Source organism: Aphanizomenon sp. UHCC 0183, assembly GCF_009712065.1.
Classification (GTDB): Bacteria; Cyanobacteriota; Cyanobacteriia; order Cyanobacteriales; family Nostocaceae; genus Dolichospermum; species Dolichospermum heterosporum.
Window position 1 is genome coordinate 49775 of record NZ_VILC01000014.1, and the last position, 23817, is coordinate 73591.

The 23817-nt window shown below is 36.2% G+C and carries 31 protein-coding genes, 1 tRNA gene and 1 pseudogene; 9 read left to right on the top strand and 24 right to left on the bottom strand.

Features of this window, described 5'->3' with window-relative positions:
• Positions 1-89: 89 nt before the first annotated feature.
• Positions 90-1472, top strand: coding sequence for a response regulator (locus FJR37_RS07080; protein ID WP_039204103.1), 1383 nt, complete (start codon positions 90-92; stop codon positions 1470-1472).
• Between the two features lie 351 nt (positions 1473-1823).
• Here FJR37_RS07080 and FJR37_RS07085 read toward each other — a convergent pair whose 3' ends face one another.
• The 3 genes from FJR37_RS07085 to FJR37_RS26890 form a co-directional block, all read right to left on the bottom strand.
• Positions 1824-2087 carry a hypothetical protein gene (locus tag FJR37_RS07085; protein WP_039204104.1) on the bottom strand — a complete coding sequence of 88 codons (264 nt, stop codon included), beginning with the start codon at positions 2085-2087 and terminating at the stop codon, positions 1824-1826.
• Positions 2088-2319: 232 nt separating this feature from the next.
• Positions 2320-2979: a CbbX protein gene (locus FJR37_RS07090; RefSeq protein WP_235335350.1), complete on the bottom strand. Its 660-nt coding sequence runs from the start codon at positions 2977-2979 to the stop codon at positions 2320-2322.
• Positions 2980-2987: 8 nt separating this feature from the next.
• Positions 2988-3263 (bottom strand): hypothetical protein, encoded by a 276-nt coding sequence (locus FJR37_RS26890; protein WP_254434530.1) that lies wholly within the window; start codon positions 3261-3263, stop codon positions 2988-2990.
• A 326-nt stretch (positions 3264-3589) separates the two neighbouring features.
• On the opposite strand from FJR37_RS26890, the pseudogene FJR37_RS26895 reads away from it, so the two are divergent.
• Together FJR37_RS26895 and FJR37_RS07100 are read left to right on the top strand one after the other, a co-directional pair.
• Positions 3590-3676, top strand: a pseudogene (locus FJR37_RS26895) (helix-turn-helix domain-containing protein); the annotation flags it as partial.
• 470 nt (positions 3677-4146) lie between these two features.
• The gene (locus FJR37_RS07100) at positions 4147-4524 is read left to right on the top strand and encodes a hypothetical protein (RefSeq protein ID WP_235335352.1); all 378 of its coding nucleotides are present in this window, start codon (positions 4147-4149) and stop codon (positions 4522-4524) included.
• A gap of 236 nt (positions 4525-4760) precedes the next feature.
• Here FJR37_RS07100 and FJR37_RS07105 read toward each other — a convergent pair whose 3' ends face one another.
• The 19 genes from FJR37_RS07105 to FJR37_RS07190 form a co-directional block, all read right to left on the bottom strand.
• Positions 4761-4880, bottom strand: coding sequence for a YgjP-like metallopeptidase domain-containing protein (locus FJR37_RS07105; protein WP_081981525.1), 120 nt, complete (start codon positions 4878-4880; stop codon positions 4761-4763).
• A 190-nt stretch (positions 4881-5070) separates the two neighbouring features.
• Positions 5071-5307: a type II toxin-antitoxin system Phd/YefM family antitoxin gene (locus FJR37_RS07110; protein ID WP_039204107.1), complete on the bottom strand. Its 237-nt coding sequence runs from the start codon at positions 5305-5307 to the stop codon at positions 5071-5073.
• Positions 5308-5441: 134 nt separating this feature from the next.
• The gene (locus FJR37_RS07115) at positions 5442-5897 is read right to left on the bottom strand and encodes a restriction endonuclease subunit S (protein WP_168465648.1); all 456 of its coding nucleotides are present in this window, start codon (positions 5895-5897) and stop codon (positions 5442-5444) included.
• Positions 5898-6090: 193 nt separating this feature from the next.
• Complete coding sequence (locus FJR37_RS07125) at positions 6091-6291, bottom strand: hypothetical protein (RefSeq protein WP_168465628.1); 201 nt, start codon at positions 6289-6291, stop codon at positions 6091-6093.
• A 232-nt stretch (positions 6292-6523) separates the two neighbouring features.
• Positions 6524-6889 (bottom strand): hypothetical protein, encoded by a 366-nt coding sequence (locus tag FJR37_RS07130; RefSeq protein WP_217355207.1) that lies wholly within the window; start codon positions 6887-6889, stop codon positions 6524-6526.
• Positions 6879-7532, bottom strand: a complete 654-nt coding sequence (locus FJR37_RS07135) for a hypothetical protein (protein ID WP_052150056.1) — start codon at positions 7530-7532, stop codon at positions 6879-6881. Before FJR37_RS07135 ends, FJR37_RS07130 begins: the two co-directional genes overlap by 11 nt.
• Positions 7532-8314 carry a TIGR04255 family protein gene (locus tag FJR37_RS07140; protein ID WP_039204110.1) on the bottom strand — a complete coding sequence of 261 codons (783 nt, stop codon included), beginning with the start codon at positions 8312-8314 and terminating at the stop codon, positions 7532-7534. Before FJR37_RS07140 ends, FJR37_RS07135 begins: the two co-directional genes overlap by 1 nt.
• A 183-nt stretch (positions 8315-8497) precedes the next feature.
• A complete protein-coding gene (locus FJR37_RS27395) occupies positions 8498-8626 on the bottom strand; it encodes a hypothetical protein (RefSeq protein WP_256366867.1) in 129 nt (42 codons plus the stop codon).
• Between the two features lie 193 nt (positions 8627-8819).
• Entirely contained in the window at positions 8820-9170 is a 351-nt protein-coding gene (locus FJR37_RS26395; protein ID WP_152608955.1) for a type I restriction-modification system subunit M N-terminal domain-containing protein, read from the bottom strand.
• A 177-nt stretch (positions 9171-9347) separates the two neighbouring features.
• Complete coding sequence (locus FJR37_RS26900; RefSeq protein ID WP_235335354.1) at positions 9348-9608, bottom strand: hypothetical protein; 261 nt, start codon at positions 9606-9608, stop codon at positions 9348-9350.
• A complete protein-coding gene (locus FJR37_RS26905; protein WP_235335356.1) occupies positions 9581-9772 on the bottom strand; it encodes a MerR family transcriptional regulator in 192 nt (63 codons plus the stop codon). The genes FJR37_RS26900 and FJR37_RS26905 overlap by 28 nt, the downstream gene beginning before the upstream one ends.
• Before the next feature lie 223 nt (positions 9773-9995).
• Positions 9996-10068: transfer RNA gene (locus FJR37_RS07155), tRNA-Ala, on the bottom strand.
• Positions 10069-10111: 43 nt separating this feature from the next.
• The gene (locus FJR37_RS07160; protein WP_168465649.1) at positions 10112-10840 is read right to left on the bottom strand and encodes an HAD family phosphatase; all 729 of its coding nucleotides are present in this window, start codon (positions 10838-10840) and stop codon (positions 10112-10114) included.
• A 633-nt stretch (positions 10841-11473) separates the two neighbouring features.
• Positions 11474-12934 carry an S-layer homology domain-containing protein gene (locus tag FJR37_RS07165; RefSeq protein WP_168465650.1) on the bottom strand — a complete coding sequence of 487 codons (1461 nt, stop codon included), beginning with the start codon at positions 12932-12934 and terminating at the stop codon, positions 11474-11476.
• Positions 12935-13147: 213 nt separating this feature from the next.
• A complete protein-coding gene (locus tag FJR37_RS07170) occupies positions 13148-13324 on the bottom strand; it encodes a hypothetical protein (RefSeq protein ID WP_174763398.1) in 177 nt (58 codons plus the stop codon).
• 130 nt (positions 13325-13454) lie between these two features.
• A complete protein-coding gene (locus tag FJR37_RS07175) occupies positions 13455-13736 on the bottom strand; it encodes a hypothetical protein (RefSeq protein ID WP_052150000.1) in 282 nt (93 codons plus the stop codon).
• A 306-nt stretch (positions 13737-14042) separates the two neighbouring features.
• Positions 14043-15020 carry a porphobilinogen synthase gene (gene hemB, locus FJR37_RS07180; RefSeq protein ID WP_168465651.1) on the bottom strand — a complete coding sequence of 326 codons (978 nt, stop codon included), beginning with the start codon at positions 15018-15020 and terminating at the stop codon, positions 14043-14045.
• Between the two features lie 282 nt (positions 15021-15302).
• Positions 15303-15662, bottom strand: coding sequence for a DUF4870 domain-containing protein (locus tag FJR37_RS07185; protein ID WP_168465652.1), 360 nt, complete (start codon positions 15660-15662; stop codon positions 15303-15305).
• 35 nt (positions 15663-15697) lie between these two features.
• Positions 15698-16123, bottom strand: a complete 426-nt coding sequence (locus tag FJR37_RS07190; protein WP_039203433.1) for a Fur family transcriptional regulator — start codon at positions 16121-16123, stop codon at positions 15698-15700.
• A 223-nt stretch (positions 16124-16346) separates the two neighbouring features.
• Here FJR37_RS07190 and FJR37_RS07195 point away from each other — a divergent pair, with 223 nt between their 5' ends.
• The 6 genes from FJR37_RS07195 to FJR37_RS07220 all read left to right on the top strand — a co-directional run bounded on the left by FJR37_RS07195 (position 16347) and on the right by FJR37_RS07220 (position 20844).
• Positions 16347-16919, top strand: a complete 573-nt coding sequence (locus FJR37_RS07195) for a peroxiredoxin (RefSeq protein ID WP_168465653.1) — start codon at positions 16347-16349, stop codon at positions 16917-16919.
• Between the two features lie 424 nt (positions 16920-17343).
• Positions 17344-17589 (top strand): hypothetical protein, encoded by a 246-nt coding sequence (locus FJR37_RS07200; protein ID WP_039203434.1) that lies wholly within the window; start codon positions 17344-17346, stop codon positions 17587-17589.
• A 271-nt stretch (positions 17590-17860) separates the two neighbouring features.
• A complete protein-coding gene (locus FJR37_RS07205) occupies positions 17861-18121 on the top strand; it encodes a hypothetical protein (protein WP_039203436.1) in 261 nt (86 codons plus the stop codon).
• Positions 18122-18277: 156 nt separating this feature from the next.
• A complete protein-coding gene (locus FJR37_RS07210) occupies positions 18278-18487 on the top strand; it encodes a hypothetical protein (protein WP_039203437.1) in 210 nt (69 codons plus the stop codon).
• 95 nt (positions 18488-18582) lie between these two features.
• Positions 18583-19746, top strand: coding sequence for a phosphotransferase family protein (locus tag FJR37_RS07215; protein WP_174763399.1), 1164 nt, complete (start codon positions 18583-18585; stop codon positions 19744-19746).
• Positions 19747-19761: 15 nt separating this feature from the next.
• Entirely contained in the window at positions 19762-20844 is a 1083-nt protein-coding gene (locus FJR37_RS07220) for a T3SS effector HopA1 family protein (protein WP_168465654.1), read from the top strand.
• 45 nt (positions 20845-20889) lie between these two features.
• Here FJR37_RS07220 and FJR37_RS07225 read toward each other — a convergent pair whose 3' ends face one another.
• Together FJR37_RS07225 and FJR37_RS07230 are read right to left on the bottom strand one after the other, a co-directional pair.
• Positions 20890-21678, bottom strand: coding sequence for a peptidylprolyl isomerase (locus tag FJR37_RS07225; protein ID WP_039203440.1), 789 nt, complete (start codon positions 21676-21678; stop codon positions 20890-20892).
• A gap of 531 nt (positions 21679-22209) precedes the next feature.
• Entirely contained in the window at positions 22210-23796 is a 1587-nt protein-coding gene (locus FJR37_RS07230) for a glucose-6-phosphate isomerase (protein ID WP_168465655.1), read from the bottom strand.
• Positions 23797-23817: the final 21 nt, after the last annotated feature.

Genomic DNA, 23817 nt, shown 5'->3' on the forward strand with positions numbered 1-23817 from the left:
CCATATTTCCAGGTGATATCATATTGCAGCCTGATATTTAATCTTTTCCCATACTATGTTGATGTATCCGCCCAAAAAATTGTAAAAACATGAAGAATACTGGCACATTTACCAAATTATCACCCCAAGGTTTATTAAGACAATTAAGCAATTGTTATGAAACTACCCGTTTGCAAGCACATAGTAACTCTGTATCTTGGTTGATATATATAGAACAAGGAAAAATTATCTATGGGACTCATTCCGTAGAACCCTTTGATAGATTAGAACGACAAATGCGTCGTCTCCATCCACAAATTCCTTTAGTTGATAATGAAGTGCGTGTACAAATGCGCTTGATATTTGAACCTGAAGATAATCATCATTTACCTAACCAAATTCCCGAATATGAAGCGATTAATTGGCTGGTTAATGAACAATATCTCCTTCTTGATCACGCAACATTACTGATTCAAGAATTAGTTAAAGAGGTAATTGAATCATTTCTCGTCATTAAAACAGGTGATTTTGAACTAACAGAACCACTAGAAAATTTTACCAAAATTTGTAAATTAGATATTAATGATATCATCGAAAAATGCCAAAACCAGTTACAAAATTGGCGGTATCTTGGTAGATACATATCTTCTCCTTATCAGCGTCCATATTTGTTAGTTAGTAGCAAGTTTCAGGATAAAAGATTACCACCACTCAAAGAAAATATCACCAATTGGATGAAGGGTTTTAGCTTGCGTCATCTAGCGATTATTATGAATCAGGATGAGTTGCAACTAGCTTTGAGTTTATACCCCTATATTGTTAAGGGTTCGATAGTATTACATGAACCAGATCCCCCATTTGATAAGTTACCAAAAACTTGTGGAAGTTCATTACTATTTTCTGAAGATAGCACAGAGTTAATTAGGGGTAAATTATTTGTTGCGGATGTAGCACTCAGTCAAGATGCTTCTTCAGAAACTCCAATCATTTCGCAGAATCATCTAGCGGTTCAACAGCTAGTACCAGATGTTGCTGATTTACCTCCAGAGGATTTTTCACCTGAAGTTGTTAATACTAACATAGAAGTTGATTCACAAAAAGTCAAAATCAATACGAAAATCACCCAAAAGACTTACAAAATTATTTCTGTAGATGATAGTCCTACAATTCTCAAAGAAATCAGTCGTTATTTGGAAGATGAGAATTTTACTTTGGTGACTATTAATGAACCTGTGAAGGCAGTAATGTCAATTATTAGACATAAGCCGGATCTAATTTTACTGGATTTAAATATGGCAGGAATTGACGGTTATGAACTGTGTAAAATTATCCGCAATAATTCCCTGTTTAAAACTATTCCCATTATTTTTGTGACTAGCAATAAGGGAATTATAGATAAAGTAAAAGCGAGATTTGTCGGTGCGTCTGGATACTTGACCAAGCCTTTTACCCGCGCTGAGTTGCTAAAAATGATCTTTATGCACTTAGCATAACTCAGAACGTAGGGGCGCAGGGCTTGCGCCCAGTCAGCAATTAGCAGTGGAGTTTTGAAACTGTTGGGTGTTTTTACGTCAATCCAACCTACTAGTCTGTCAACCCGAAAATGACGGGTGAAGGCAAGCAGGGGGAGAAAAGAGGCAGGGGGCAGGGGAGGGAAGAACTCAAGGGTTTTTAGCCTATTTTCTTATAAGTTTTTTAAATAGACTTTTTGTGCTATTATTATGGATATGATCTGCTTGTGCTGTTTTGGTTTTTTGACTTAGCTACAAGTTTGTATGCTGTTGGGTTTCCTTGTGTCAACCCAACCTACTATGAACTTAGTTGAAGCGGATAAGTTGCAATTTCTATGCTGCTTCTCTCAATGGGGTGGGTACAGACACTTCTGGAAACGGTAGGGAAAGCTGTTCGGGTGATGGTGATGGTGCTTCCTGTAACACAGTTACTTCAATATTTACACTGACTAAATAACTACCTGTATCTGCACCTACCGCTTCAGAAATTATTTTAGCTATATCTGGACGTTTTGCCGTTAAAGGATCACGGATAATACAACGATCCCATTCATGCTTGGCGGTGGGGTTAAGATTGAGAATATAATGCTTCATCATAGGTGTAGTCCTTAAAATCCCTATTCCATAAGTCTTTCCAGGTTTGAAGACTATTTTGATATAGTAGTACAAATTTACTATATTGCCAAGGGGACAATAAAAATCCACCCTGTTTGATTTTATACTCTAAACAGGGCGGCGGTAGATTTTGGATTATTTTACAATTACCAATCACCAATCACCAATCACCAATCACCAATCACCAATTACCAATTACCAATTACCCAATTATCTAACTTTCGGTTTCACAATCAGGAATACCTTCTCTAAATACTCGACTGGCTAAAATATCTACTGCTTCAATGGTAATTAAATCCTGTTTATTTAATTTTTTCCCACTACTTAATAAACGATTTGCTTGACGTAATCTTGCTCTATCTATAGCATTTCTGACACTGCGGGCATTAGCAAAATGAGCCATTGTTTTACGTTTAATTAAATATTCCCGAAAGGCTTTTTCGGCATCTGGGCTAAAACAATAGTTTTGTGCTTTGACTATAAATTGGGCAATAATCATCAAATTGTCAACGCTATAATCATTAAATTCGATGTGTAAACCAATGCGGGAATTCATGCCGGGGTTACTATGGAAAAAATGCTCCATTTGCGTTTTATAACCAGCGAGAATGACTACTATATCATCTCGTTGATTTTCCATAACTTGTATGAGGATTTCAATGGCTTCTAATAATAAGCCAAAATCACCAGGATGATCTGGACGATATAATGTATAGGCTTCATCTACTAATAAGACACCACCCATAGCATTATTTAAAACTTCTCTGGTTTTCGGTGCTGTTTGACCAATACCTTGACCTACTAAATCATCTCTGGTTACTAACATGACGGTTTCTCTACGTATATATTCTAAACGATAGAGAATTTCTGCCATTCGCATGGCTACTGTGGTTTACCCATGCCTGGATTGCCCAAAAATGTCATGTGTAGACTAGGCGCACCTGCATCCAATCCTAAGCTTTTACGAATACGATCAACTAGTAATAACGCTGCCATTTCTTTGATTTTGTTTTTGACGGACTTTAATCCGACTAACTCTTGATCTAATTTATCAAGAATCTCTTGAATCTGAGATTCCTGAAAAGCACCTTCTAAATCAATCCCTCTGTCGTCGTTGATGGCAATAACTGTCTCTGTTTCTAAAAGCTGTTCACTCATGACTATCACCTCTGGTAGTGCTTTTGATGATAGCTGTGAATAGGGAAATATAAAAGAATTTAATTCTAATGCTAATGATATATATTTTTTAATTATCAATTACTGAATGGAGTGATAAGGAAAATCTAATTGTAGAGATGATAAGTAGTGAGACAGAATTAATTACACAATGTCATTGCGTAAGCGTTGCATGGCGTTAGCCATAGTATGCCCATCCCACAAAATTGGGTAATTTATTTTTTGGTGTTCCCTTAATCCAAAAACTACTTAAACCATGCGATACCTTCGGTAAGCTTCGCTAACGCCAAACCTATGGAGAAAGACAAAGAGAGGTAGCAGCAAAACTAGGTAAGTCAGTCCGAACAGTACGCAGACTGGTTAAAAAATGGGAAGAACAGGGTTTAGGATATTGAGAGCGATCGCCTAGCTCATCGTAGATATTGCTTTTTGTTGTTCGAGAACAGGTAACTAGTGGTCTGTCAATATTAATTTTGTATGTTAATGAAGTTTGAAAGTATTGCTAACAAACGGTTATAAAATTTAATAACTCACAATTTCAAGCTTGACAGACTACTAGTTTTCGGTAGTTACCAATACTTGAAAGAAGGTATAGGGTGATCTTGTCTCAACAATTGTGTAGCTAACCGTAATTACATAATCAAATATGATACTATCGTACATTAGAACTACTTGCAGGACAACTAGTTGAAAAATTCTCAGTAATTTAGATAAAAACAAACTATAATTAGGCGATCTAAACTTATAAAAGTATATAGCACTGCTCCAATGCTAGAAGCAAAAAATACCCATCGTCCAGAAGAGAAAGTTAAACTTAACTTACAAGCAGAAAGAGAAAAATTAGTTGTTGAATTAGGATTGTAAAGTGGCTGGACAAAGACCTAGACAGGGTTGGATTTATTGGATTAATCCTTACAAGGTATCTCTTCGTTGCAAACTGGGTCATGTTCATATTTATAATTTAGATGAGCCAGGAGAAGTAGAATGTCAAACTTGTAGTGAAAATATTAATTCAAGTAGGGTTTTTAGAGGAACACATCCCTATATCATCTGGACAAGTGATCAATTTCAAGATGAATCTGGATATATAGCAACTTTTTCTGTGATTCCTCTGACTTCACAAACAACATTTAATGGTTTACCAACCACCTATCCAATTAACTTTAAAAATATAATTTTATTAAATAGAATTGTACTTGAATATCAATTCATGGAAAACCTTACGGTGGTTACTTTTTACTAGAAAATAGTAAGCGATTATCTACAATCAGCTACGCTAACGCTCTCAATATCCTAAATTTTCTTCTGACGTTTGACCATCTCCCCAAACGGCAAAAAACACCGATGACATCAACCATCAACCCACAACGCCGGAATTTTAAACCTAGCGCCGCAATTAGGAAACTCAGACAGCAAACTTAAATACTATGTGTTGTGCGATCGCGCCTGTTCATCTAAAAATATCAACAGCAATCAAACTCAATAACTACTCAAGGGGGAACGGTTCAACTCATCCTTATAAAATTGCCAATTGGGCATAAATTTATTCATTAAAGCCACAAATCGCTCTCCATGATTGCGTTCTAACAAATGCACCATTTCATGAACCACAACATATTCTAAGCAGTGTTCCCTAGTAGGGAAGGGGGGACAAGAGAAGAAGGGGGGACAGGAGAAGAAGGGGGGGAATTTAAAGCCTCTCTCTGTGTGGGGGAGAGGTTTGGAGAGGGGTTTTCATTTTCTTCTTTCCAGGTGAGATAATATTTTTCTGAGGTGTCAAGTAATAGCTTCACTGGAGTGCTTCCCATGTGGTAGCAGGGATTACTGGAGCAATCACGTCTCCCAATATTTCACCGCTACCCTTCATTACTCCAAATGCTGGGTGTTGGGGTTGAAGAGTGGCAGGATAAATAATCACTAAGGGTTCTCCGTCATGGGTGACGGTTAAGGGTGTTTTGGTGCGTTGTATTTCTGTAAATATTTGTTGGAGTGTTTTGGGTAATTCGCTGGTAGTAATGTGTTCCATAGTAAGGTTTAGCTCTTGTTCTTGCTTCTATTTTATAACATTGGCGTTAATTAAGAACTACTAATTAGTCTCATTTTGCCGGTGAGAAGTTCTTGCATCATCCCCTGTTTTATGGCTTTGTGTTTATCGCGTTTTTATTCTAATGCAGCGATTTCTGCGTCCATGTCGCTGAGGATTTGCGCGATCGCTTTTTGTTCTTCTAAGGTAGGAGGTACTAATATAGGTGCATTTCTAATTGATTTGAGCGATAAATTTCGTATTGTAGAACCTGTCAATTCATCTTCAAAATAACAGTTAGTAGCATAAGTTTGTAAGATATAAAAAATATATGGCTTTGAAATAAAATTCTTAATATTGATATATGCAGCACTTTTTCCCAATATCACATTTTCACTGTTAAAAAAAGCAATATTTCCTATTGTTCCATTAATAGAAATTAAGATGGTTGTACTACCTAGATTTTTCTTGTATTTACGGTACTCTTCTTCACTAACACACTTTGTATTTTCAGTAAGTAGGTTGGCGTTGAAAATTGTCGTTATGGCAAGGCAAAAGGCAATACTTCGACTTCGCTCAGTAACCAGAGGCAAGAGGCAAGAGTGAAGAGGGTTTGGGCGATTTTACGTTTCTTTACACAGTTTGGTTTTATTGTGTTCACCCTTTGTGCTGCTTGTTATGTGGAGTCGCCTTGTCATCGGATTGAGTGGCAGTTTAAGGTGACTCAGGGGTGTCAGCATCATAGTTTAAGTTTGCTGTCTGAGTGTCCTAATTGTGGGGCTAGGTTTAAAGTTCCGGCGTTGTGGGTTGATGGTTGGTGTCATCGGTGTTTTTTGCCGTTTGGGGAGATGATAGAACATCAGAAGAGAATTTAAGATATTGAGAGCGATCGCCTATACTCGTGCTAACTGTGATCGCATTTTGTATACAATAATGATTCGTTATTTCCTCGGTGCAGCATAGTCTATAACCAGCAGCTATGCCCACTTTTTGAATTTCTCAAATGGTGCAAAATTCGGCAATGTGGTTTGATTGTTTGATTGTTTGTTCTACAGCTATTTTTGACATTCTGAAATTTAAAAATATTTATTGAATGATATGGGTACTGAATAAAAGTCAATACTAAAAATAGCAATTTACTTGCTTGCATCTTTAATTAATTCTGTGATTTTTTCAATAATATTTTGAGCTATTTTCAACGAAAATTTCATATCTTTCTCTAAAGTATATATATAGTGTCATCATAATCTGCTTTATTTCTAGATTGCCTAAGCCGACCTAAATCATTTCCTATTTCTATCATTTTTTTATTTTTTGATTTATTGTATCTAAATTCATCTGCCACAAATTGGTGTTCATTGGTATCACCAGTTCTGGCTTTTGACAATCTTGGCTCATGTAAAACATCTCGTAAATAATTTCTAGCTATACAAAAGGCAGCATAATAGGCTCTACTTATAGATGAACGTAGTTTTGCTTCAGATATTCTGGGTTTAGAATCTGTTTCTGAATCACTAGAAATGGTAGAAGTTATATCAGCTAGTTCTTTTGCTAGTTCAAGATATTCAGCCCAATTAAATTTCATCAAAACTAATATTAATTTCTAAATCATTACCGAACTTAAAAGAGACATCTAACCACCAAATGTTATCTAGCATTTTTAATTTATCAAATGCTTCATCTACATCAAGGTTGGTGTGAATATCAATAATTAATTTTTGCCAACCAATAATTTCTGGATCATAGGCAACCCTCAGCACATTTTTTTCATTATTAAAAATATTTTTGATTTGTTCATGAGCTTCTACTAATAAATGAATTAAATTTGTTTTTTCATGGAAATACTTCAATATTTCTCCTGGATTAATCAAAGTGTATAGACTTTTAATTTCACTGAAAAAATTAAAATTACTTAATAAAGCAAAAGAACTATTATTAATTACGTGATTAGATATGTCTGTTGAAAAATAAGAACCTGCTAATAAGTTAGTTTGTATGCTTTCTATGGAAGGATTTGTACGGTGTTCATTCTGATTTTTGTCTCTATATAACAAACAAGCAGCTAACTCTACGGTTTCATTTTCTATATCCCAGTATATTGGAGATGGATTAAGTTTTAATTTATTGTTTGTAGATAGACCAGGTGAGAAATGACTTTGAACATTTCTCTCTAATGCCTTTAATTTATTTCTCCTATTATCAATTTGAAAAGTACCATTGTTAGTCATTATTCAAAACTCCTTAATAAATCACCATCAACTAATGTGAAAAACCAATTATGACAAACTGAGTGAGCATTTTCCAGCCATTTATCTAATTTGGCAGGAATTTCCGGTAAATCAGGTGCAATTGATTGAATGGTAATTTCCCATATTAAAGCATCACTGGGTAAATTTGTTTGATCATCCAACTTTTGCCCTTTAACAATTCTGAAATTTACAATTCCTTTAGGATTTTCAGAGTTAAAGGCAAATTGTAAATCTAATTGTATGGGATTATTTTTTACTAATGTCTTCTCGAAAAGTAAAGGATTCAAATTTAATTCTATTTTCATTTTATTTTTTAAAAATTCATAAAATTCATTTTCTTTTAAGTTTAAATCTATAGCATCAATATATTTTAATATGAGATGACGTGGACGAAATTTATCTTTACTTGGATGTACTATATATAAATTATCTACAACTTCAATGATTCGTTTTTTGAAATCTTGCCAAACATAATTTTCTGTATCATTAACTGTTAAAACTCCATTACCTAATTGTACTAGAGGCCAACCTTTATTACTCTTGAGTCTATGTTTAATAATACCTTCTGCCATTTGCTCAGGAATAGAAGCAAAGGGCAATTGTTCATATACGGGATAATTCTCATTTATTCTGTCAAATAATCTGCCAAGTATTAATTGAGTATTAGGATCACCACCTATTAATTGTGGTTGTTCTACATACCATCTAATCTCAAATATTGCCTCGACAAGAGGTTTGTTTGTTAAGTTTTCTAGGGTCATTTTTAAACTATGGTTTCTTACACTCTTTTATCTTAACTCACAAAGCTAATTATCTTGCATATTTTATTAACCATATTATATACACAGCAAAATTTATATCGTGAAACTAAAAATTGCCAATAGTAAGGTTTTGTTATAACATAATTAGTATTGACGATAAGCATATATACGCTTTTGTATTCCCTATGCTGCCTGGTCATAATCATTATCGAACAGGGTATTGGCTAACCATGTTTTAAAGTCATTATCATCCGTAAACTTACGATAGGCTTGTTCATGATCAAAAATAAACTCCTGAAACTTATCACTCATGGTTTATAGCTTAGGGCAACGTCAACTCAGACAATCCTTAAAACTTACTAATTCTCACCTCCCTAATCAAAAAGGTCAACCCACTGCTCGACCTACTTTAAGATGGATTCTTCAATGTTTCCAGTCAGTTCATTTAGTATTTGTCGATGGGATTAAATCTTCAATTCAACTCACAGATAGACAAAAACTGATTTTACAGTTCCTTTGTCCATCTTGTCACCGATATTATTTTTTGTCTGAAATTACCTGCTGAATGTGGGTTATAAAATACATAACCAGTTACTCTAGGAAGTTGTTGCGCTATGGCATTTTGTCCAAAACTGCCTTCTTCCAGTCGCTTATGAAGTTCAAGTACCTTATCTTTACTTGGTTCTAATAAGCAATCCAAACGCCTTAGTACCGTCATGGGCAGAATGACATCTCGGTACTTACCGCGTACATAGACATCTCTCAATACATCGTCGGCAATACCCCAAATAAAATTAACAATAGCGTTGTGTGTCGTGTAAGTAGGTAAACAAAATAAAAATGAGGGGTATTGCATTTTTTAAAATGGCTGAAACTCAATCAGAATCTCGCATTGAGACAACTTTACATACCGTTATATACCTTTAAATTTTTCTGTTTACCTACTTAGTTCATATTGCCAGTACAGTAGGCGATCGCATCCTGATAGTTGTAACAGTTTAAAGTACAGTGTATCTGCTTTATATTGAGAGTCTTAGTTTTTTCCTAGCTTCAGAGCTAAATTTTGATAGATTACATCTAACCACACCGGAATCACAGCTTTACCTTCATCTAGGGATGCGATCGCTCTTTTCCTGTCAAATTCTACCAAAGAAAGCGAATCATCCTGTGATAACAACAACATAAACCGCCTCCCCTGACCAGAAATAAACAACTCCGGTTCTTGTTCCTTCAGTTGTTTCAGCGTTTCACAGGCAATATCAAAACTTATCCCCGTAGACAGCCAATATACCAAAGCAGCCAGTTCCAGCAGATTAGACCTGGAGTAATAAATACTGCGTCTTCCGTATCACCAATCACAGGCACAACAATCCCCTTCTCTCGCCAATACTGGATCTGGCGGATAGTACAACCTGTAATTTGAGCCGCTTCCTTACTTGTAAAAAATGTTTCTTGCATAAAAAACATTTTACAGAAAACCAACACAATACAAATATGTTAGTATTAGACAAATATGTTTATTACTAAGGTGAATTGAAAGGAGTGCTGCGATCGCACACAACATTGGTTATGTGTATTACCTGGAGCTAAAACTTAAGGACAATTAATCTGTCAAAACCAGTTCATAGAAAAAAATAAGTCAAAGTGACAAATAATTTGGCAAGTGACAAATGTACATAAATGGAGAATAGGAGACTCGAACCCCTGACCTCTGCGGTGCGATCGCAGCACTCTACCAACTGAGCTAATTCCCCTTAGTCGTGCTTAAGTCAAAAACTTCAACACACACCCCATATCTTAACACTCAGGCAGGACAGATTTCACATCTTTTTCCAAAAAAACTTCCTGTACCTGCTGCAAATCCAAATCAATCAGATAATCAATCGTCCAATTAGCTTGACGGTGTAGCATCTGGAAGGGATAAGTATTTGCTACTCCCACCACTTGCATTTGGGCGCATTTAGCAGCTTGAATACCTGCGGGAGTATTTTCAATCACTAAACATTCATCAGGTTGTAAGTTTAATTCTGGATATGCCTGATTTAAGCGATAAACCGCCAGCAAATAGCCTTCCGGGTTAGGTTTATTGCTGCTGATATCATGCCCCGACACAATCACAGAAAAGTATTCAGCTAATTTAGCAGATGTTAATACAAATTCTATTTCCGAGGATAAAGCATCACTAACTAACGCCATTTTGAGATGACGGGAACGAATCTGAAAAATCACATCTTCAATTCCCGAATACAAAGGCAATTCTTCCAGCTTCTCCAATTCCAGCACATAAGCTTGAGCTTTGCGGGTAAGTAACTGCATCATATAAGCTTCCGTCACCACCCTCCCGCGACTTTTTAACAGATTTTGCAGATACGCGCGAGAGCCTATCCCTAAAAAATCTTCACGTTCTTTTACCCGTTGAGGTTGAAGATTTTCCTGTACAAGAATCTCATCTATCAATTGGATATGAATTGATCCATCTTTAATAATGACACCATTAAAATCAAATAAAACTGCCTTTAAACTCATAGTGCAAACTGGAAACAATCCTCCAGATTATCAGAGTAAATTACCGGAATACATTTAAGATTAACCCATTTTTGAAGATATACAAGAGTCAGATCCCCGACTTCTTCAAGAAGTCGGGGATCTTGTTTTGCTCTTGATTACGGATTTCTGTGCTGGGACCTGTTTATTTTTTGTAATCACGATATTCCACAACCTTGTAAAATTACGTTTACTTGTAATTATACCCAAAATGGACGCATCCTCAAATTCAACTTAACGTAAAACCCATAGCCCGCCTGGGAATGAATTCATCTCGTTCCCAGTCTCTGACTGGGAATGAATTCTAGAAGGCTCTGCCTTCAATGATATTAGAGGCAGAGCCTCATCAACTGCATTCCTAGTCAGAGACTAGGAACGAGATAACGAGATAAGATATCGGTTAACAAAGTGATAATTCATATAGGACTCCGGTTTGATTCCTGATAGCGTTCACGTAGTGTGCCGAAGGCATAGCGTGGCATTAGCCATATGGAACGAAGTGAAATGAAGCAATTCCAAGGGTTGTGATTGCTTCCCTTCGCTCGCAATGACTGTAAATATTTTTGTCTAATTACTTAGTAGGGGCGGGGAAATCCCACCCTAAATCATATTGCTTTATTTTGCAGGTAAATCTGGTACTTCTCCAGCGCTCACCATTGCCCGATAAAGTAAAGCACAAACATCGGCTCTAGTGGCAACTTTTTTAGAATTTAGCAATTTCTTATTGGGATAATTAGTAATTACATTATTTTCTGTTAAAGCGGCGATAAAATTCCGATGTTCGTTTCTAATACTAGAAGCATCACTATAAACAGCAAGGATATTTTCTGTTGAACCAGTAAATTTATAATTCAATCCTTTGGCTAAAGTTATTAAAACATCTAGGCGATTCAGCTTTTGTGTGGGGTTAAAGTTTTTGCTGTTGAGAATAGTAAAAAAGCCCATTTCATAAGTTTCTCGAATCGCATCATAAGCCCAATATCGCTTAGGAACATCTTTAAAATTAATTGCTTCTCGAACTTTACTTTTAATAAAAACTTTTTGCAATAATGCTGCTAATTCGGCACGAGTTACTGGTGCATTGGGACGGAAAGTACCATCTGGAAATCCACCAATTACTTCCATTGCAGCCAATTCAGAAATATATTCTTTAGCCCAATAGTTTTTGGAGATATCAGAAAATGAGACTTGAATACCCTTACCTACACCTATTGTCCGATATTCACTTAATAATTTGCCCAGTTCAAAACTGGAGTTGTCCTGAATTGGAGTCAACTTTACCAAACTACCAGGATTAGCAGTTAAGGCTTTTGCTAAGTTAGAATCAAAGGCATTGACAGATTTACCTGCTACAGCAAAATCACCTTCGCTAAAGGAGGTAGGATAAACTCCAGTGGTGGCAACTTTGGCAAATCCAGCGGCTTGATATTGGACAATATTAATCTTTTCCGAACTATTCAAGAAAGTAACTTTTTGGTTATTAACTTCCGTGAAATAATCGTAGGCATTGGTATTATCAACAATGCTATCATTATTGGCATCAAAACCATAAAAGGTGCGGACTACTTTGTTTTCTGTGGGATTAGCAGATAAAATCAGGTTAACCGCAGTATTTTCCGGCAAACAAACAAATTCACTGTAACCAATAAAGCGATTACTGGTATCATACAAGCGGATTACAATGCGATCGCCTAATTTAAATCCTTTAACAAACTTAGCCTTTTGCTTAATCTTATATTTATAATCACCTAAAAACCTTTCTTGCCGATATTTATTACCATATTTACTCTTAATAGAAATCCGAGCAATTACTTCTTTGATTGTCCCCCCAGGTTGCCATATATAAAGCGTGAATGCTGATTTCTTCTCTGGTGAAAAACTCGTACCAAGGGGAATGTCAATTCCTCTACTGTCAGATTGACCTACTAGAAGTCGTGTTTGCGGAGAATTACTAAATTTTGATGCAACTGGGGAAGAAAGTCTTGATACTGCTAATGCCGAAGATATTGGCGATAATGCAACAACAGAAACGGCTGTAACAACCAGCTTACTCCAACTTAAGTTAATGGGATTCATAGTATTTATCTCACACCTGGCCAATGGACCTAATGTTCTCTAGCTCAAAAACTTCTGATGCTAGTGAACCGTACTGGTAACACAGGGCATTTTATATTACTTTTGTCAAAGAAGCAAAAAGGAGACAATTATCCATTATCAGTCTCAACGTGAATAAGCTGTTACACACGGCGGAATTTACAGAATAAATGTAATTATTAACACAGTTTAATTTTATGGATTTTGCGTAGGTAACGGTAGAAAAACAGCAGGTGAAAGATGAAAAAACTCTGCTAACTCTTGGATATGACTGACAGTGAGTTGGCTTTTTTCTGTTAAGATATCTGACACCATAGATTCTGTCTTAAATACAGGAATCAAATCTTTTTGATGAAAGCCATATTCTTCCATAAGAGGTTGTTTGAAAAGTATCAGATGAAACCCATAATCTCCAAAAACCTAACCCCCCTGCCCCCCTTCCCTACCAGGGAATGGGGTTTTCAAAGCCTCTCCCCGCGTCGGGGAGAGGTTTGGAGAGGGGTCAATTTATACATTCAAAACTTTTCAAACACCCTCTAAGAGCTTTGAGTAGTTCTATTCCATAAATATCAGAAACAGGTTCTTTTGTTTGCTCGTATTCATAAACTAAAGTACCGAGTAAATCAAGATAGTCTTGCTCATCTGGTGTTAATGGAGTATTCTCTAATAGAGAATCAATTACATTTTGAGTAGCAAGTAGTTCCTCATCAGATTTGATAGGTCTAGGAGGAAAAGTTTGTAATAAATTAATGTAGCTTGGTGCTTTATCTGAGGTCTTAATCATAATTTTTACCTTAACACCCGTTGACGCTTTTACCAATAGCTCAGACATTTAGCACTTGTCAACCACTTCTCAACCACTTCTCCAATTTTTCTTAAAGTGCTTGTGCTATAAGGTTTTACAATTAAAATTGCTTTTAAAAAATAAATCTTACAAAAATAAATTTTATATTTTCTTAATAATTGTCCCATCTTGCAATCCAAAATACCAAAAATCTCACGCCCAAACACAAAAACCCTCTCCGCGCCTCTGTGCCTGGAGCGTGAGATAATATCCTAAGGAACGCAAATTTAATAACCTGCAATTCTCTTACAACCACCGAGCCGCATCCTTAGCGTGGTAAGTCAAAATCAAATCAGCACCAGCCCGTTTAAAGCCAGTCAAAGTTTCCATCACAACACGCTGCTCATCAATCCAGCCATTTAAAGCCGCAGCCTTCACCATCGCATACTCACCAGAGACATTGTAAGCCGCCACAGGTAAATTAGTAGCTTCCTTAACGCGCCAGATAATATCCATATATGCCAAAGCTGGTTTAACCATCAGCATATCAGCGCCTTCAGCAATATCCAACTGAATTTCTTTCAGGGCTTCGCGGGCGTTACCGGGGTCCATTTGGTAAGTGCGTCTATCTCCGAATTGTGGCGTTGAGTCCGCTGCATCCCTAAATGGTCCATAATAAGCTGAAGCATATTTAGCAGCATAAGACATAATGGGGATATCTTCAAATCCCGCCTCATCCAAACCTGCGCGAATTGCTTGAACAAAACCATCCATCATCCCCGAAGGTGCGATAATATCTGCACCTGCTTGAGCTTGAGAAACTGCGGTTTTCTTTAATAATTCTAAAGTTGGGTCATTTAATACTCTACCTGTTAAATCACCAACTTGTAAATAACCACAATGACCATGACTTGTATACTCACATAAACAAGTATCAGCCATGACAATTAAATCAGGAACGGCATTTTTAACTGCGGTTGCTGCTTTTTGAACAATGCCACAATCATGCCATGCTCCGGTAGCATCTATGTCTTTATCTGCCGGAATTCCAAATAAGATAATTGCCGGAATTCCTAAGTCATAAACTTCCTTAGCTTCTTCAACAATCTTATCTACTGAAAGTTGATAAACACCGGGCATAGATTTGACTTCCTTGGCAATACCTTCTCCTGGTACTGCAAATAATGGATAAATCAAATCGTTAGTAGTTAAAACAGTTTCACGTACCATACGGCGTAATTGGGTATGACTACGCAGACGACGAGGGCGATGTATAGGAAACATAAATTTTGTTCAGGCAAAACAATAAGATGGACACAGAATAAAGCGTCACAAAAGCAAGTTTCTAGCTGGCTCTATTCAGACAAACTACAAGCAGTGCTTTAACTGTCTTTTGCCCTGCTGTTGATGAAGCTGTGGGGCAATTTTATATTTTACAACTTGATAGACATTTGCTTATAACAAATTTGCAAAAAACAATCTTAAAAAATCATGCAATTAATTTTGGTAAGTTGTTTAATCAAAAGTCTATGATTAATTAAATTACCATATTTTCCCTGATTTGATCTAAAGAACTCGAAAAATAAACGGATAACGGCAAGGTTGATTAGGATCACTAAAAACGCCAATTAGCGCCCAAATTGTCAATCCCCAGTGGAGGATATAACCTAAACCTGCGAGTGGAAACAAGATGAATAATGGTAAAATCAACCAACCAAAGAGAAAAAACAATGCCCCCAGAATTGCTCCATATAACCAAACGTTAAAATGGAAATTGATAGATTCCTTGGCATTGTCTTTAACAACAGGATCATCTGATACAAATAGTATGGCTATAGGTAAACCAATGGAGACAATGGTGGTGCTAAAAAAAATTGCTCCATGACACAATGCTGATAATAATTTACGTTTATCGCTGTCGTACATTGTTTGCTCCTATTCAATTCTAGTTAATTATTATATCAAACATGAGTGCCGCAAGCATCGCACATTCCCTCAACTGTCACTTCATACCGTTCTACTTTTAACCCCTGTCGCAGTTGACTGACATCAATATTCGGGAAAGTATTCCAGTTGATATCTTCAATCGCGCCACAGCAGTTACAGCGGAAATGATGGTGGGGGGCAACGTTAGCATCATAACGAGATACACCTTCCTGTAATAGCACTTCTCGCACCAAACCCGCCTCTCGCAGTGCCTGGAGTGCCGCATATACGGTAGCTTGGGAGGAAGTAGGTGCTTCTTGATTCAAGTCCCTCAGAATTTGATCAACTGTCGGGTGATCTTCTCTGGCTAATAGGTTGGCATAAACGCCAAATCTTTGGGGGGTGACTCGCAACCCTCTATTTTTAAGGGTTTTGATAATATCATTAGCTTTTTGCTGCATAGGATTTACTGAGCTATATAAAAATATAATTCTCCATTATAACGTTCATTTTTTAAGAACTGATATTTTTTAATAAATACATTATAAAATAAGTATTTATGACTATTGACTAATTCCTAAATCAGAATTACTCTGATTTGTGAGATAAGCTACTGATGCCCTTGATGCCCTAAGCAAAAGCAGCAACACGAGTTAAAATCTTCCATCTAAAAAAAAGGTATTTATGACTGCTATTACTCACGTTCCAAATGTAGTATTCAAGACTCGTGTGCGGGATGAATCTATCGGTGGACCAAATCCTTACACATGGAAAGATGTCACCACACAAGAAATTTTCGACGGTAAGAAAGTAGTATTATTTGCGCTTCCTGGTGCTTTCACTCCTACCTGTTCTTCTACTCATTTGCCTCGCTATGAAGAACTGTTTGAGGAATTCAAAGCGCAAGGTGTTGATCAAATCATTTGTTTGTCAGTTAATGACGCATTTGTAATGTTCCAATGGGGCAAACAACAAGGCGCTAAAAATGTTTTCTTGTTACCAGATGGTAGTGGAGAATTTAGCCGCAAAATGGGAATGTTAGTTGATAAATCTAACATCGGTTTTGGAATGCGTTCTTGGCGTTATGCAATGGTTGTTAATAACTGCGAAATTGAAAAAATGTTCATTGAACCAGGTTTTGAAGATAACTGTGGTAGTGATCCTTTTGAAGTATCTGATGCTGATACCGTTCTTGCTTACCTCAAAGGTGTAGAACGTCCTGCTGCGGTTGCACCTCGGTTAGCATTTGTTGGTTAATTACTAAAGCTAGAAAGAAACTTCCACCTTTTGATAGAGGTAGATAGTTTTTAATTCATCTAGGAGGATGTTTGAAAAGTGGTATTCCGTAATTTTCATCACATTGCTACCCCCCTTTCCCCTTGTAAAGGGGGGAAACAATAAAAATCCAGTTCCCTCCCCTTTACAAGGGGAGGGTTAGGGTGGGGTAAAAAATAGTTGATACATCAACCATAACTTTTCAAACACCCTCTAAGGCAAGGGAAGTTACTTTTATGAAACTTCCTTTGCTTTTTTTGTTTCCATAGACAAAATAATCTTATTTCTGTCTAATAAATTAGTTTCAAATCATTTATTTTGTCAGATACTATTCCAGAATATAAGAGCAGGATAAATTTATAGCCTGATTCCATGCAAATGGAGTATTCAAGGAGGTGAATTAATAGTGAAAATCACAATTTCTGAATTAGAACTGAGGATTTCAGAACCGATTCTGGATGAACTAACACCTTGGGAAATGAAGACGCTTAAAGGCGGTTATGTGATGAGAAAAGACAGAATAAATCCGCCAATAACCACCAATACAACTGATATTTCCACACTATTGAAGGAACTAGACAGTAGTATGGAACAGTGGAAAATTAGTCTCAAAGATACAACAGATAGTTTGATAAACAGGTTTGATTTTTAATATCTGCTGTGAAAAAATTCAATATTTTCCTGATTTTCGTGTGTTTTCAGATTTAGTAACCTGAAGATACACGATTTTTTATGGAGGTTAATTCCATAATTTGCAGTTTTTATAAAAGACAGAATTCAGATATTTGTGTCTTTTTTACTAGGTTCAAAGCCTTGATTTTTCTATTTTTTATGAATAAAAATAGGAGTAACGGTTAAGGAAACACCAACTTAACCGACTCACAAATTCTAACTTACAAAAACAAATCTTTTTGGAGGAAATTATGGCAACTATTACCCTTTCTCAACTAAATACAACTGGTTCTGAATTATTTGCAGATTCTGAAAGCTATCTTAATGAATTGAATGATGCAGCTTCCGTATCAATCAATGGTGGTGGTAGCGATTTCAGCGGTTTTAGTGCTTATGGTGACTTTGGTGTTAAATATCTAGAATTCTTAGTTGATGGCTATGCGATCGCTAGTATTAAGCATATCGCTAAATCCTTCAGCAATGATTCTCACTCTGGTGGCTACGGACACTAATTACTTGGCTTTGTAGTTGACTACAAAGCCGATATAACTATCCAGGAGTAAAAGTAAAAACTAATCTATGTTACTTACATGAGATTGATTACTAATAATTCTGGATAGTTAATAAAATTGCAATACACAAAAATCGAATCTTTCTAGAGGTAAGAAATGGCAAACATTAGGATTTCTAATCTAGAAAATACTGATGAAAAAAAGTTTATTATTAATTTAAGTAATCTGGACGCAGTATCTGTATTTGGAGGTGAATATAATAATGCTAATCAAATACTTAATTATGGCATTAAGGCTCTAGAATTTGTCTTAGTAATTTATGCTATAGATGCCATTTCACTATTAACGAAGACATTTAGAAAATAAATAATTTTCAACCTATCAAGTTAATAATTTTACTAAACCTGAAATTAACTGAGCAATAACAATTTTACACACATATATTATTATCATTTGAAATCATGCCATTCCTAATTAGTTTTGCAAATGTTTTCAATTACCTTGTTGAAAACAAAATTTGTCAGCCACAAGAGGAGTCACTAAGTAAAATCGAATTAAAATCTGCTAAAAACTTTAACCTATTAATCACTTTATCAGATGGTCGTCAACTATTAGTAAAACAAGAGCGTTATGATCGAAATGGTAAGACTTTAGGTGAATTTATAGATGAGTGGAGAATTCATGATTTTTGGCAAAAATTCCCAGAAATAAATCATTTACGGTCATCTTTATCAGAAGTAATTCATTTTGATTTAGAAGACTCTATCATTGTTTTTAACTATCTAAATCAATATCAAGACTTAGCTGAATTTTACGCCAAAGATCAGGAATTTCCGGAGGAAATTGCTCAGGTAGTTGGAACAACTATTGCAGCTATTCATCGCATGACAATAGACAATAATAACTATCAAAAGTTCTTTGAAAATTCTTTAAAATCTCAAAATATTAACAAAGGATTAGATAGAATTACACCAGAAATATTTGGTCAACTTCCGGCTGATGGTTTAAAGTTTTTTACTCTCTATCAACGTTACGATAATTTAGGAAAAGCAATTACACAATTAAATCAGGCTTTTACTCCTGCTTGTCTCACCCATAATGATCTCAAACTTAATAATATTCTTGTATCTTTGAACTGGGAAACAGAAATAGAAGATAAATTACCTGAAAATAAAAATATCATCCGACTAATTGATTGGGAAAGAGGTAATTGGGGAGATCCTGCTAATGATTTAGGCACAATAATTGCTAGTTATCTGCAAGTTTGGTTATATAGCATAGTCTCTAGTAAAACCATACCAATTGAGGAATGTTTGCGTTTAGCTGCGATTCCCTTATCAATGATTCAACCTTCTTTATCAACATTAGTTACTGCTTATTTAACTACTTTTCCAGAGATTTTAGAATTGCGTCCAGATTTCTTACAATTAGTGATGCAGTTTAGCGGTTTAGCTTTAATTAGAGCTATTCAAGCTAGACTTCAACATGAAAAAACCTTTGATAATTCAGGTATTTGTATGCTCCAAGTTGCTAAGAGTTTATTATGTCGTCCTCAAGCATCTATTCCCACAATTTTGGGGATGGAATTGTCAACAATAACTGCTAAAAATTTATCTCTTGTTTAGAGAAGGAAGGCTTATATGCAAGTATTAGATTCTATTTATAGTCAACTTTTTCAACTTCCGAAAGAATTACAAACAGCACTGCAAAATATTGTTGATTATCTGGAAATTAAATCATTTTATTCTATTAAGCATCCAGATTACAAATTATTAGAATTGCCAGAATCAGTAATCGCTCGGTTTAAAAATTTGTCCTTAGATATTCAACAGAAGCATTTGAGTATCCAATTGCGTAATTTTCTCTATAGTGCTTATTACAATGGTTCTTGGCATGATTTTTCTTCGGCTGATACTCAAATAAATAATCTTAGTAATAATAGCTTATTTGGCATGGATTTGGCATTTTATGAAAGACTCCATACGAGTAATACAGGTGGAGGTTATTGGAGTAAAAATTGGTTAGTAGTTAATGAAGAAGAAGATGGTTGTTTAGCAGTCCAAAAAAATGGGTTGACTTTGCATATTCAGCGGGATTTGTATTTATCAGAAATTGATAAATCAGCTAATGTTGGTGATTTAGTGGCAATCAAAATGCCTAAAAATCTAGTCCAAAATGGATTTTATATGGCAGTGTCTAATCTAGGCACTCAAGACAATCAAGATATTGTCAGAATCTACTTTAATGTATCACCAGAAGGAGCAGCATCAGTGATGGATAATGTGACTAGAGAGTTCAATAATATGCAAGTTGCTTTCTCTTTTAAAGCTCTATATAATCCTGATGAATATAGACGTTATGATTCAGCAGTGCTGTATTTTAATAAACATGAATATAAAACTATTTACCCGATTTTACAAAAGGTATATTTAGAAAATCGAGACAGTTTTTCTCAAGAAGTACCGTTGTTTACTAAGCCACTGGCACCGGGATTAAGTTGTGCTGAAGAACCAGAAGATAAATTTGGTGAAAAGGAAAGTTTTGGTACTAATCGTTGTCAAATGATTGCTAATGGTTTAATTGCTGCTTGGCAAGGGGGGAATAATCATCCTGAAAGTCGTATGAAAGCTATTTTTGAACAATTTGCATTACACAAAATTAAGCTAGAATATCCTTATCTTAATGCCCACTCAGAAGATATTTATACTCCCTTGAATTACTAAGATCCAAGATCCCCGACTTCTCTAAGAAGTCGGGGATCTAAAATTTTAACTAGCTTCATTAAATATTTCTATTGGGGAAGGAGGAGAATTTATTTGATCTCCTAATGTGGCGACAATTTCTAATTTATTAATTTGCTCTTTTAACCAATTAGTAAATAAATCTCCGAGAATAGCTACGCGCATTTGTTCATTCAATTCGGGGGCAATGATTTCTTCAACTATAATGATATGGACTCCTTTGGGAGTAATGACTGGTTTAATAATTTCTGGGGGATTAGCTGCAAAAACTGCGGCAGCAATTTCTGGTCGAAAATCACTACGTTTGCGGATACCTTGATATCCTCCAGCGCGACGAATTTCGGGATTTTCGATATATTGACGAGCCACTTCTTGAAAACTCATTTCTCCTTCTTGAAGAGCATAAAATATTTCTAAAGCTAGATCTTCATCATCTAATATGACTTCATAGGTAACTGCTCCGCTGTAATCAAGTTGGTGAGCATAAAAGAATGGTTCAACTTTTTCAGCGAATAAATGATGGGCTAATTTTGCTGATAGGAGATTGATGTTTGCGATTTCTTCAAAGTTATCTAAGGTAAGATAATGTTTTTGTAACCATTCCCAGGTGTCTTCTGCTTTAATCAGGTTGTTAGCTAATCGTAAACTATCTGCGGTTTGTTGTAATTCTGCTATTTCGATGGTAATGCCTTCTTTTTGGGCAGTTTCTGTGATAATTGTTCTGGTGGCGATCGCTTCTAATAAACCAGGAATTTGACAAGATATTTTCAGATGATAAATAATATCTTCTTGGGATATTTTTACAATATTAGACATGATTTAATCTCCTTAATTTACAAAAAAAGGGAACAGGGAACAGGGAATAGGGAACAGATAAGAAACAAAAGTTGCTGCGTTTAAAGCTCAGTCAAGAAAAAGATGTTTTTAAAAGATGCGTAGCACGAAAAAAACAGTGTCATTATTTCAATCTCATGTTTTTAAACATGAGTTTTTTCTGTTCCCTGTTGCTTCTTCCTCTGAATAAATTTAGTAAAAATCATTTTTTCAAAATAAGAATTCAAGAATTATTGACCGCAGATGAACGCAGATGAACGCAGATAAAGATCGATGAATTAATGGATTTCATAATTTTGTGCGGTCTCATATAAAATTAGTATTACTTAAACTAAGTTATTAGCGTATCTATCATATTTACCTGATATGTTATTTTCTTATCTCTATCTAATGGTAGTTTTAATATTTTTGATAATTTATAGCCACAAAATTTGAAAATAAAAACCAAAAAACAAGATCCCCGACTTCTTTAAGAAGTCGGGGATCTAAATTGAAGTCGGGGATCTGAAGTTTTTAACCTAGAGAAACAGTTAAGCTTCCAGGTTTAGCAAAATCACCAGTTAATACTACACCCCGATTATTGGTGTGTAAATGACGGAGAATTTTGTAAATTGCTTCCACTTCTTCAGTAGCACCGGACATATCTGCCAGTTCAGAAATAGAAAGTGCTTTTTTCTGGGTTTGTAACACTTCTAAAACTCGTTTTTGTAAATCGAGAATCACAGCGGCAGCTTTTTTACCAGCTTCCACACCTGGTTGGTGATAAGCATTGACATTTACTAAACTGGCATATAAACTCACAGCCCGTTCATACAATGCAATTAACGCGCCAACTGTGCGAGCATTAACTTGAGGGATGCTGACTGTAATCGAATCGCGGTTATTCTCATACAATGCTTGACGAGTTCCTAACAAGAAACCACAGAGATAATCACCGGAAGTCACTCCAGGATCAACTTCTATGGATTTTCCTCGACGATCTTCTAAAACTTCAATTAAGGTGGCAAAGAAATTGGGGACACCTTCGCGCAACTGTTGCACATAAGCGTGTTGGTCGGTAGAGCCTTTGTTGCCATAAACTGCAATCCCTTGAAATACAGTTTTCCCATCTAAATCTTTTTCTTTACCCAAAGATTCCATGATGAGTTGTTGCAAATAGCGACTAAATAGCAACAGGCTGTCTTTGTAAGGGAGGACTACCATATCTTTTTCACCTTTGCCATTTCCTGAGAAATACCAAGCAAGGGCTAATAAAGCGGCTGGGTTGTTTTTGAGATTGGGGACGCGGGTGGCATCATCCATTTCTTTTGCACCATCTAGCATGGCACGGATATCAATGCCCTGTAATGCCGCAGGTACTAGCCCTACAGCGGACATTTCTGAGGTACGTCCACCTACCCAATCGTACATGGAAAACCGGGCTAACCAATTTTCAGCTTTGGCGACTTGATCCAGGTTGCTATCTTGTCCGGTAATAGCGACTGCATATTTAGCAAAGTCTAATTTTTTGGCTGTGTAGGCTTGTTTAACCTCAATCATGCCGTTGCGAGGTTCGGGTGTGCCTCCAGATTTGGAAATGACTAATACCAAAGTGGTGGCTAGTTTATCGCCAAGTTGGGCAAGAACCCGATCAATTCCGGTGGGGTCGGAATTGTCTATAAAGTGAATTTGTAGGGGTGGTACGTCGGGGGATAGGGCTTGGGTGACAAATTGGGGACCCAAGGCTGAACCACCAATACCAATGGAAATGATATCTGTAAAGCGGCATTCCTTGGGGGGATGAATTGCCCCGGTGTGTACCTGGTCGGCAAATGCTTCGATTTGTTCTAAGGTTTGAACTATTTCTTGGGTGAGTTCGGGGGTGGGGGCTAAATCTGGATTCCGCAACCAGTAATGTCCTACCATGCGGTTTTCGTCGGGATTGGCGATCGCCCCTTTTTCCAATTCTGCCATGTCCGCAAACGCTTTGTCAAACTTAGGCTGCAATGATGCCACGAACGCATCATCAAACCGCATTCGACTAATATCTAGATATAGTCCTAATCCTGGATGGAAATACAACCAGTCCTGGTATCGTTGCCAAAGTACCCTAGAATCCATAGGGAAATCTCAAATAAAGTG

What these genes read in the sequence shown, in the direction of transcription:
- FJR37_RS07080 (WP_039204103.1), top strand. Translation starts at nt 90, where the DNA reads ATGAAGAATACTGGCACATTTACCAAATTATCACCCCAAGGTTTATTA.
- FJR37_RS07085 (WP_039204104.1), bottom strand. Translation starts at nt 2,087, where the DNA reads ATGATGAAGCATTATATTCTCAATCTTAACCCCACCGCCAAGCATGAA.
- FJR37_RS07090 (WP_235335350.1), bottom strand. Translation starts at nt 2,979, where the DNA reads ATGGCAGAAATTCTCTATCGTTTAGAATATATACGTAGAGAAACCGTC.
- FJR37_RS26890 (WP_254434530.1), bottom strand. Translation starts at nt 3,263, where the DNA reads ATGAGTGAACAGCTTTTAGAAACAGAGACAGTTATTGCCATCAACGAC.
- FJR37_RS07105 (WP_081981525.1), bottom strand. Translation starts at nt 4,880, where the DNA reads ATGGTGCATTTGTTAGAACGCAATCATGGAGAGCGATTTGTGGCTTTA.
- FJR37_RS07110 (WP_039204107.1), bottom strand. Translation starts at nt 5,307, where the DNA reads ATGGAACACATTACTACCAGCGAATTACCCAAAACACTCCAACAAATA.
- FJR37_RS07130 (WP_217355207.1), bottom strand. Translation starts at nt 6,889, where the DNA reads ATGAAATTTAATTGGGCTGAATATCTTGAACTAGCAAAAGAACTAGCT.
- FJR37_RS07135 (WP_052150056.1), bottom strand. Translation starts at nt 7,532, where the DNA reads ATGACTAACAATGGTACTTTTCAAATTGATAATAGGAGAAATAAATTA.
- FJR37_RS07140 (WP_039204110.1), bottom strand. Translation starts at nt 8,314, where the DNA reads ATGACCCTAGAAAACTTAACAAACAAACCTCTTGTCGAGGCAATATTT.
- FJR37_RS27395 (WP_256366867.1), bottom strand. Translation starts at nt 8,626, where the DNA reads ATGAGTGATAAGTTTCAGGAGTTTATTTTTGATCATGAACAAGCCTAT.
- FJR37_RS26395 (WP_152608955.1), bottom strand. Translation starts at nt 9,170, where the DNA reads ATGCAATACCCCTCATTTTTATTTTGTTTACCTACTTACACGACACAC.
- FJR37_RS26905 (WP_235335356.1), bottom strand. Translation starts at nt 9,772, where the DNA reads ATGCAAGAAACATTTTTTACAAGTAAGGAAGCGGCTCAAATTACAGGT.
- FJR37_RS07160 (WP_168465649.1), bottom strand. Translation starts at nt 10,840, where the DNA reads ATGAGTTTAAAGGCAGTTTTATTTGATTTTAATGGTGTCATTATTAAA.
- FJR37_RS07165 (WP_168465650.1), bottom strand. Translation starts at nt 12,934, where the DNA reads ATGAATCCCATTAACTTAAGTTGGAGTAAGCTGGTTGTTACAGCCGTT.
- FJR37_RS07170 (WP_174763398.1), bottom strand. Translation starts at nt 13,324, where the DNA reads ATGGAAGAATATGGCTTTCATCAAAAAGATTTGATTCCTGTATTTAAG.
- FJR37_RS07175 (WP_052150000.1), bottom strand. Translation starts at nt 13,736, where the DNA reads ATGATTAAGACCTCAGATAAAGCACCAAGCTACATTAATTTATTACAA.
- hemB (WP_168465651.1), bottom strand. Translation starts at nt 15,020, where the DNA reads ATGTTTCCTATACATCGCCCTCGTCGTCTGCGTAGTCATACCCAATTA.
- FJR37_RS07185 (WP_168465652.1), bottom strand. Translation starts at nt 15,662, where the DNA reads ATGTACGACAGCGATAAACGTAAATTATTATCAGCATTGTGTCATGGA.
- FJR37_RS07190 (WP_039203433.1), bottom strand. Translation starts at nt 16,123, where the DNA reads ATGCAGCAAAAAGCTAATGATATTATCAAAACCCTTAAAAATAGAGGG.
- FJR37_RS07195 (WP_168465653.1), top strand. Translation starts at nt 16,347, where the DNA reads ATGACTGCTATTACTCACGTTCCAAATGTAGTATTCAAGACTCGTGTG.
- FJR37_RS07205 (WP_039203436.1), top strand. Translation starts at nt 17,861, where the DNA reads ATGGCAACTATTACCCTTTCTCAACTAAATACAACTGGTTCTGAATTA.
- FJR37_RS07210 (WP_039203437.1), top strand. Translation starts at nt 18,278, where the DNA reads ATGGCAAACATTAGGATTTCTAATCTAGAAAATACTGATGAAAAAAAG.
- FJR37_RS07215 (WP_174763399.1), top strand. Translation starts at nt 18,583, where the DNA reads ATGCCATTCCTAATTAGTTTTGCAAATGTTTTCAATTACCTTGTTGAA.
- FJR37_RS07220 (WP_168465654.1), top strand. Translation starts at nt 19,762, where the DNA reads ATGCAAGTATTAGATTCTATTTATAGTCAACTTTTTCAACTTCCGAAA.
- FJR37_RS07225 (WP_039203440.1), bottom strand. Translation starts at nt 21,678, where the DNA reads ATGTCTAATATTGTAAAAATATCCCAAGAAGATATTATTTATCATCTG.
- FJR37_RS07230 (WP_168465655.1), bottom strand. Translation starts at nt 23,796, where the DNA reads ATGGATTCTAGGGTACTTTGGCAACGATACCAGGACTGGTTGTATTTC.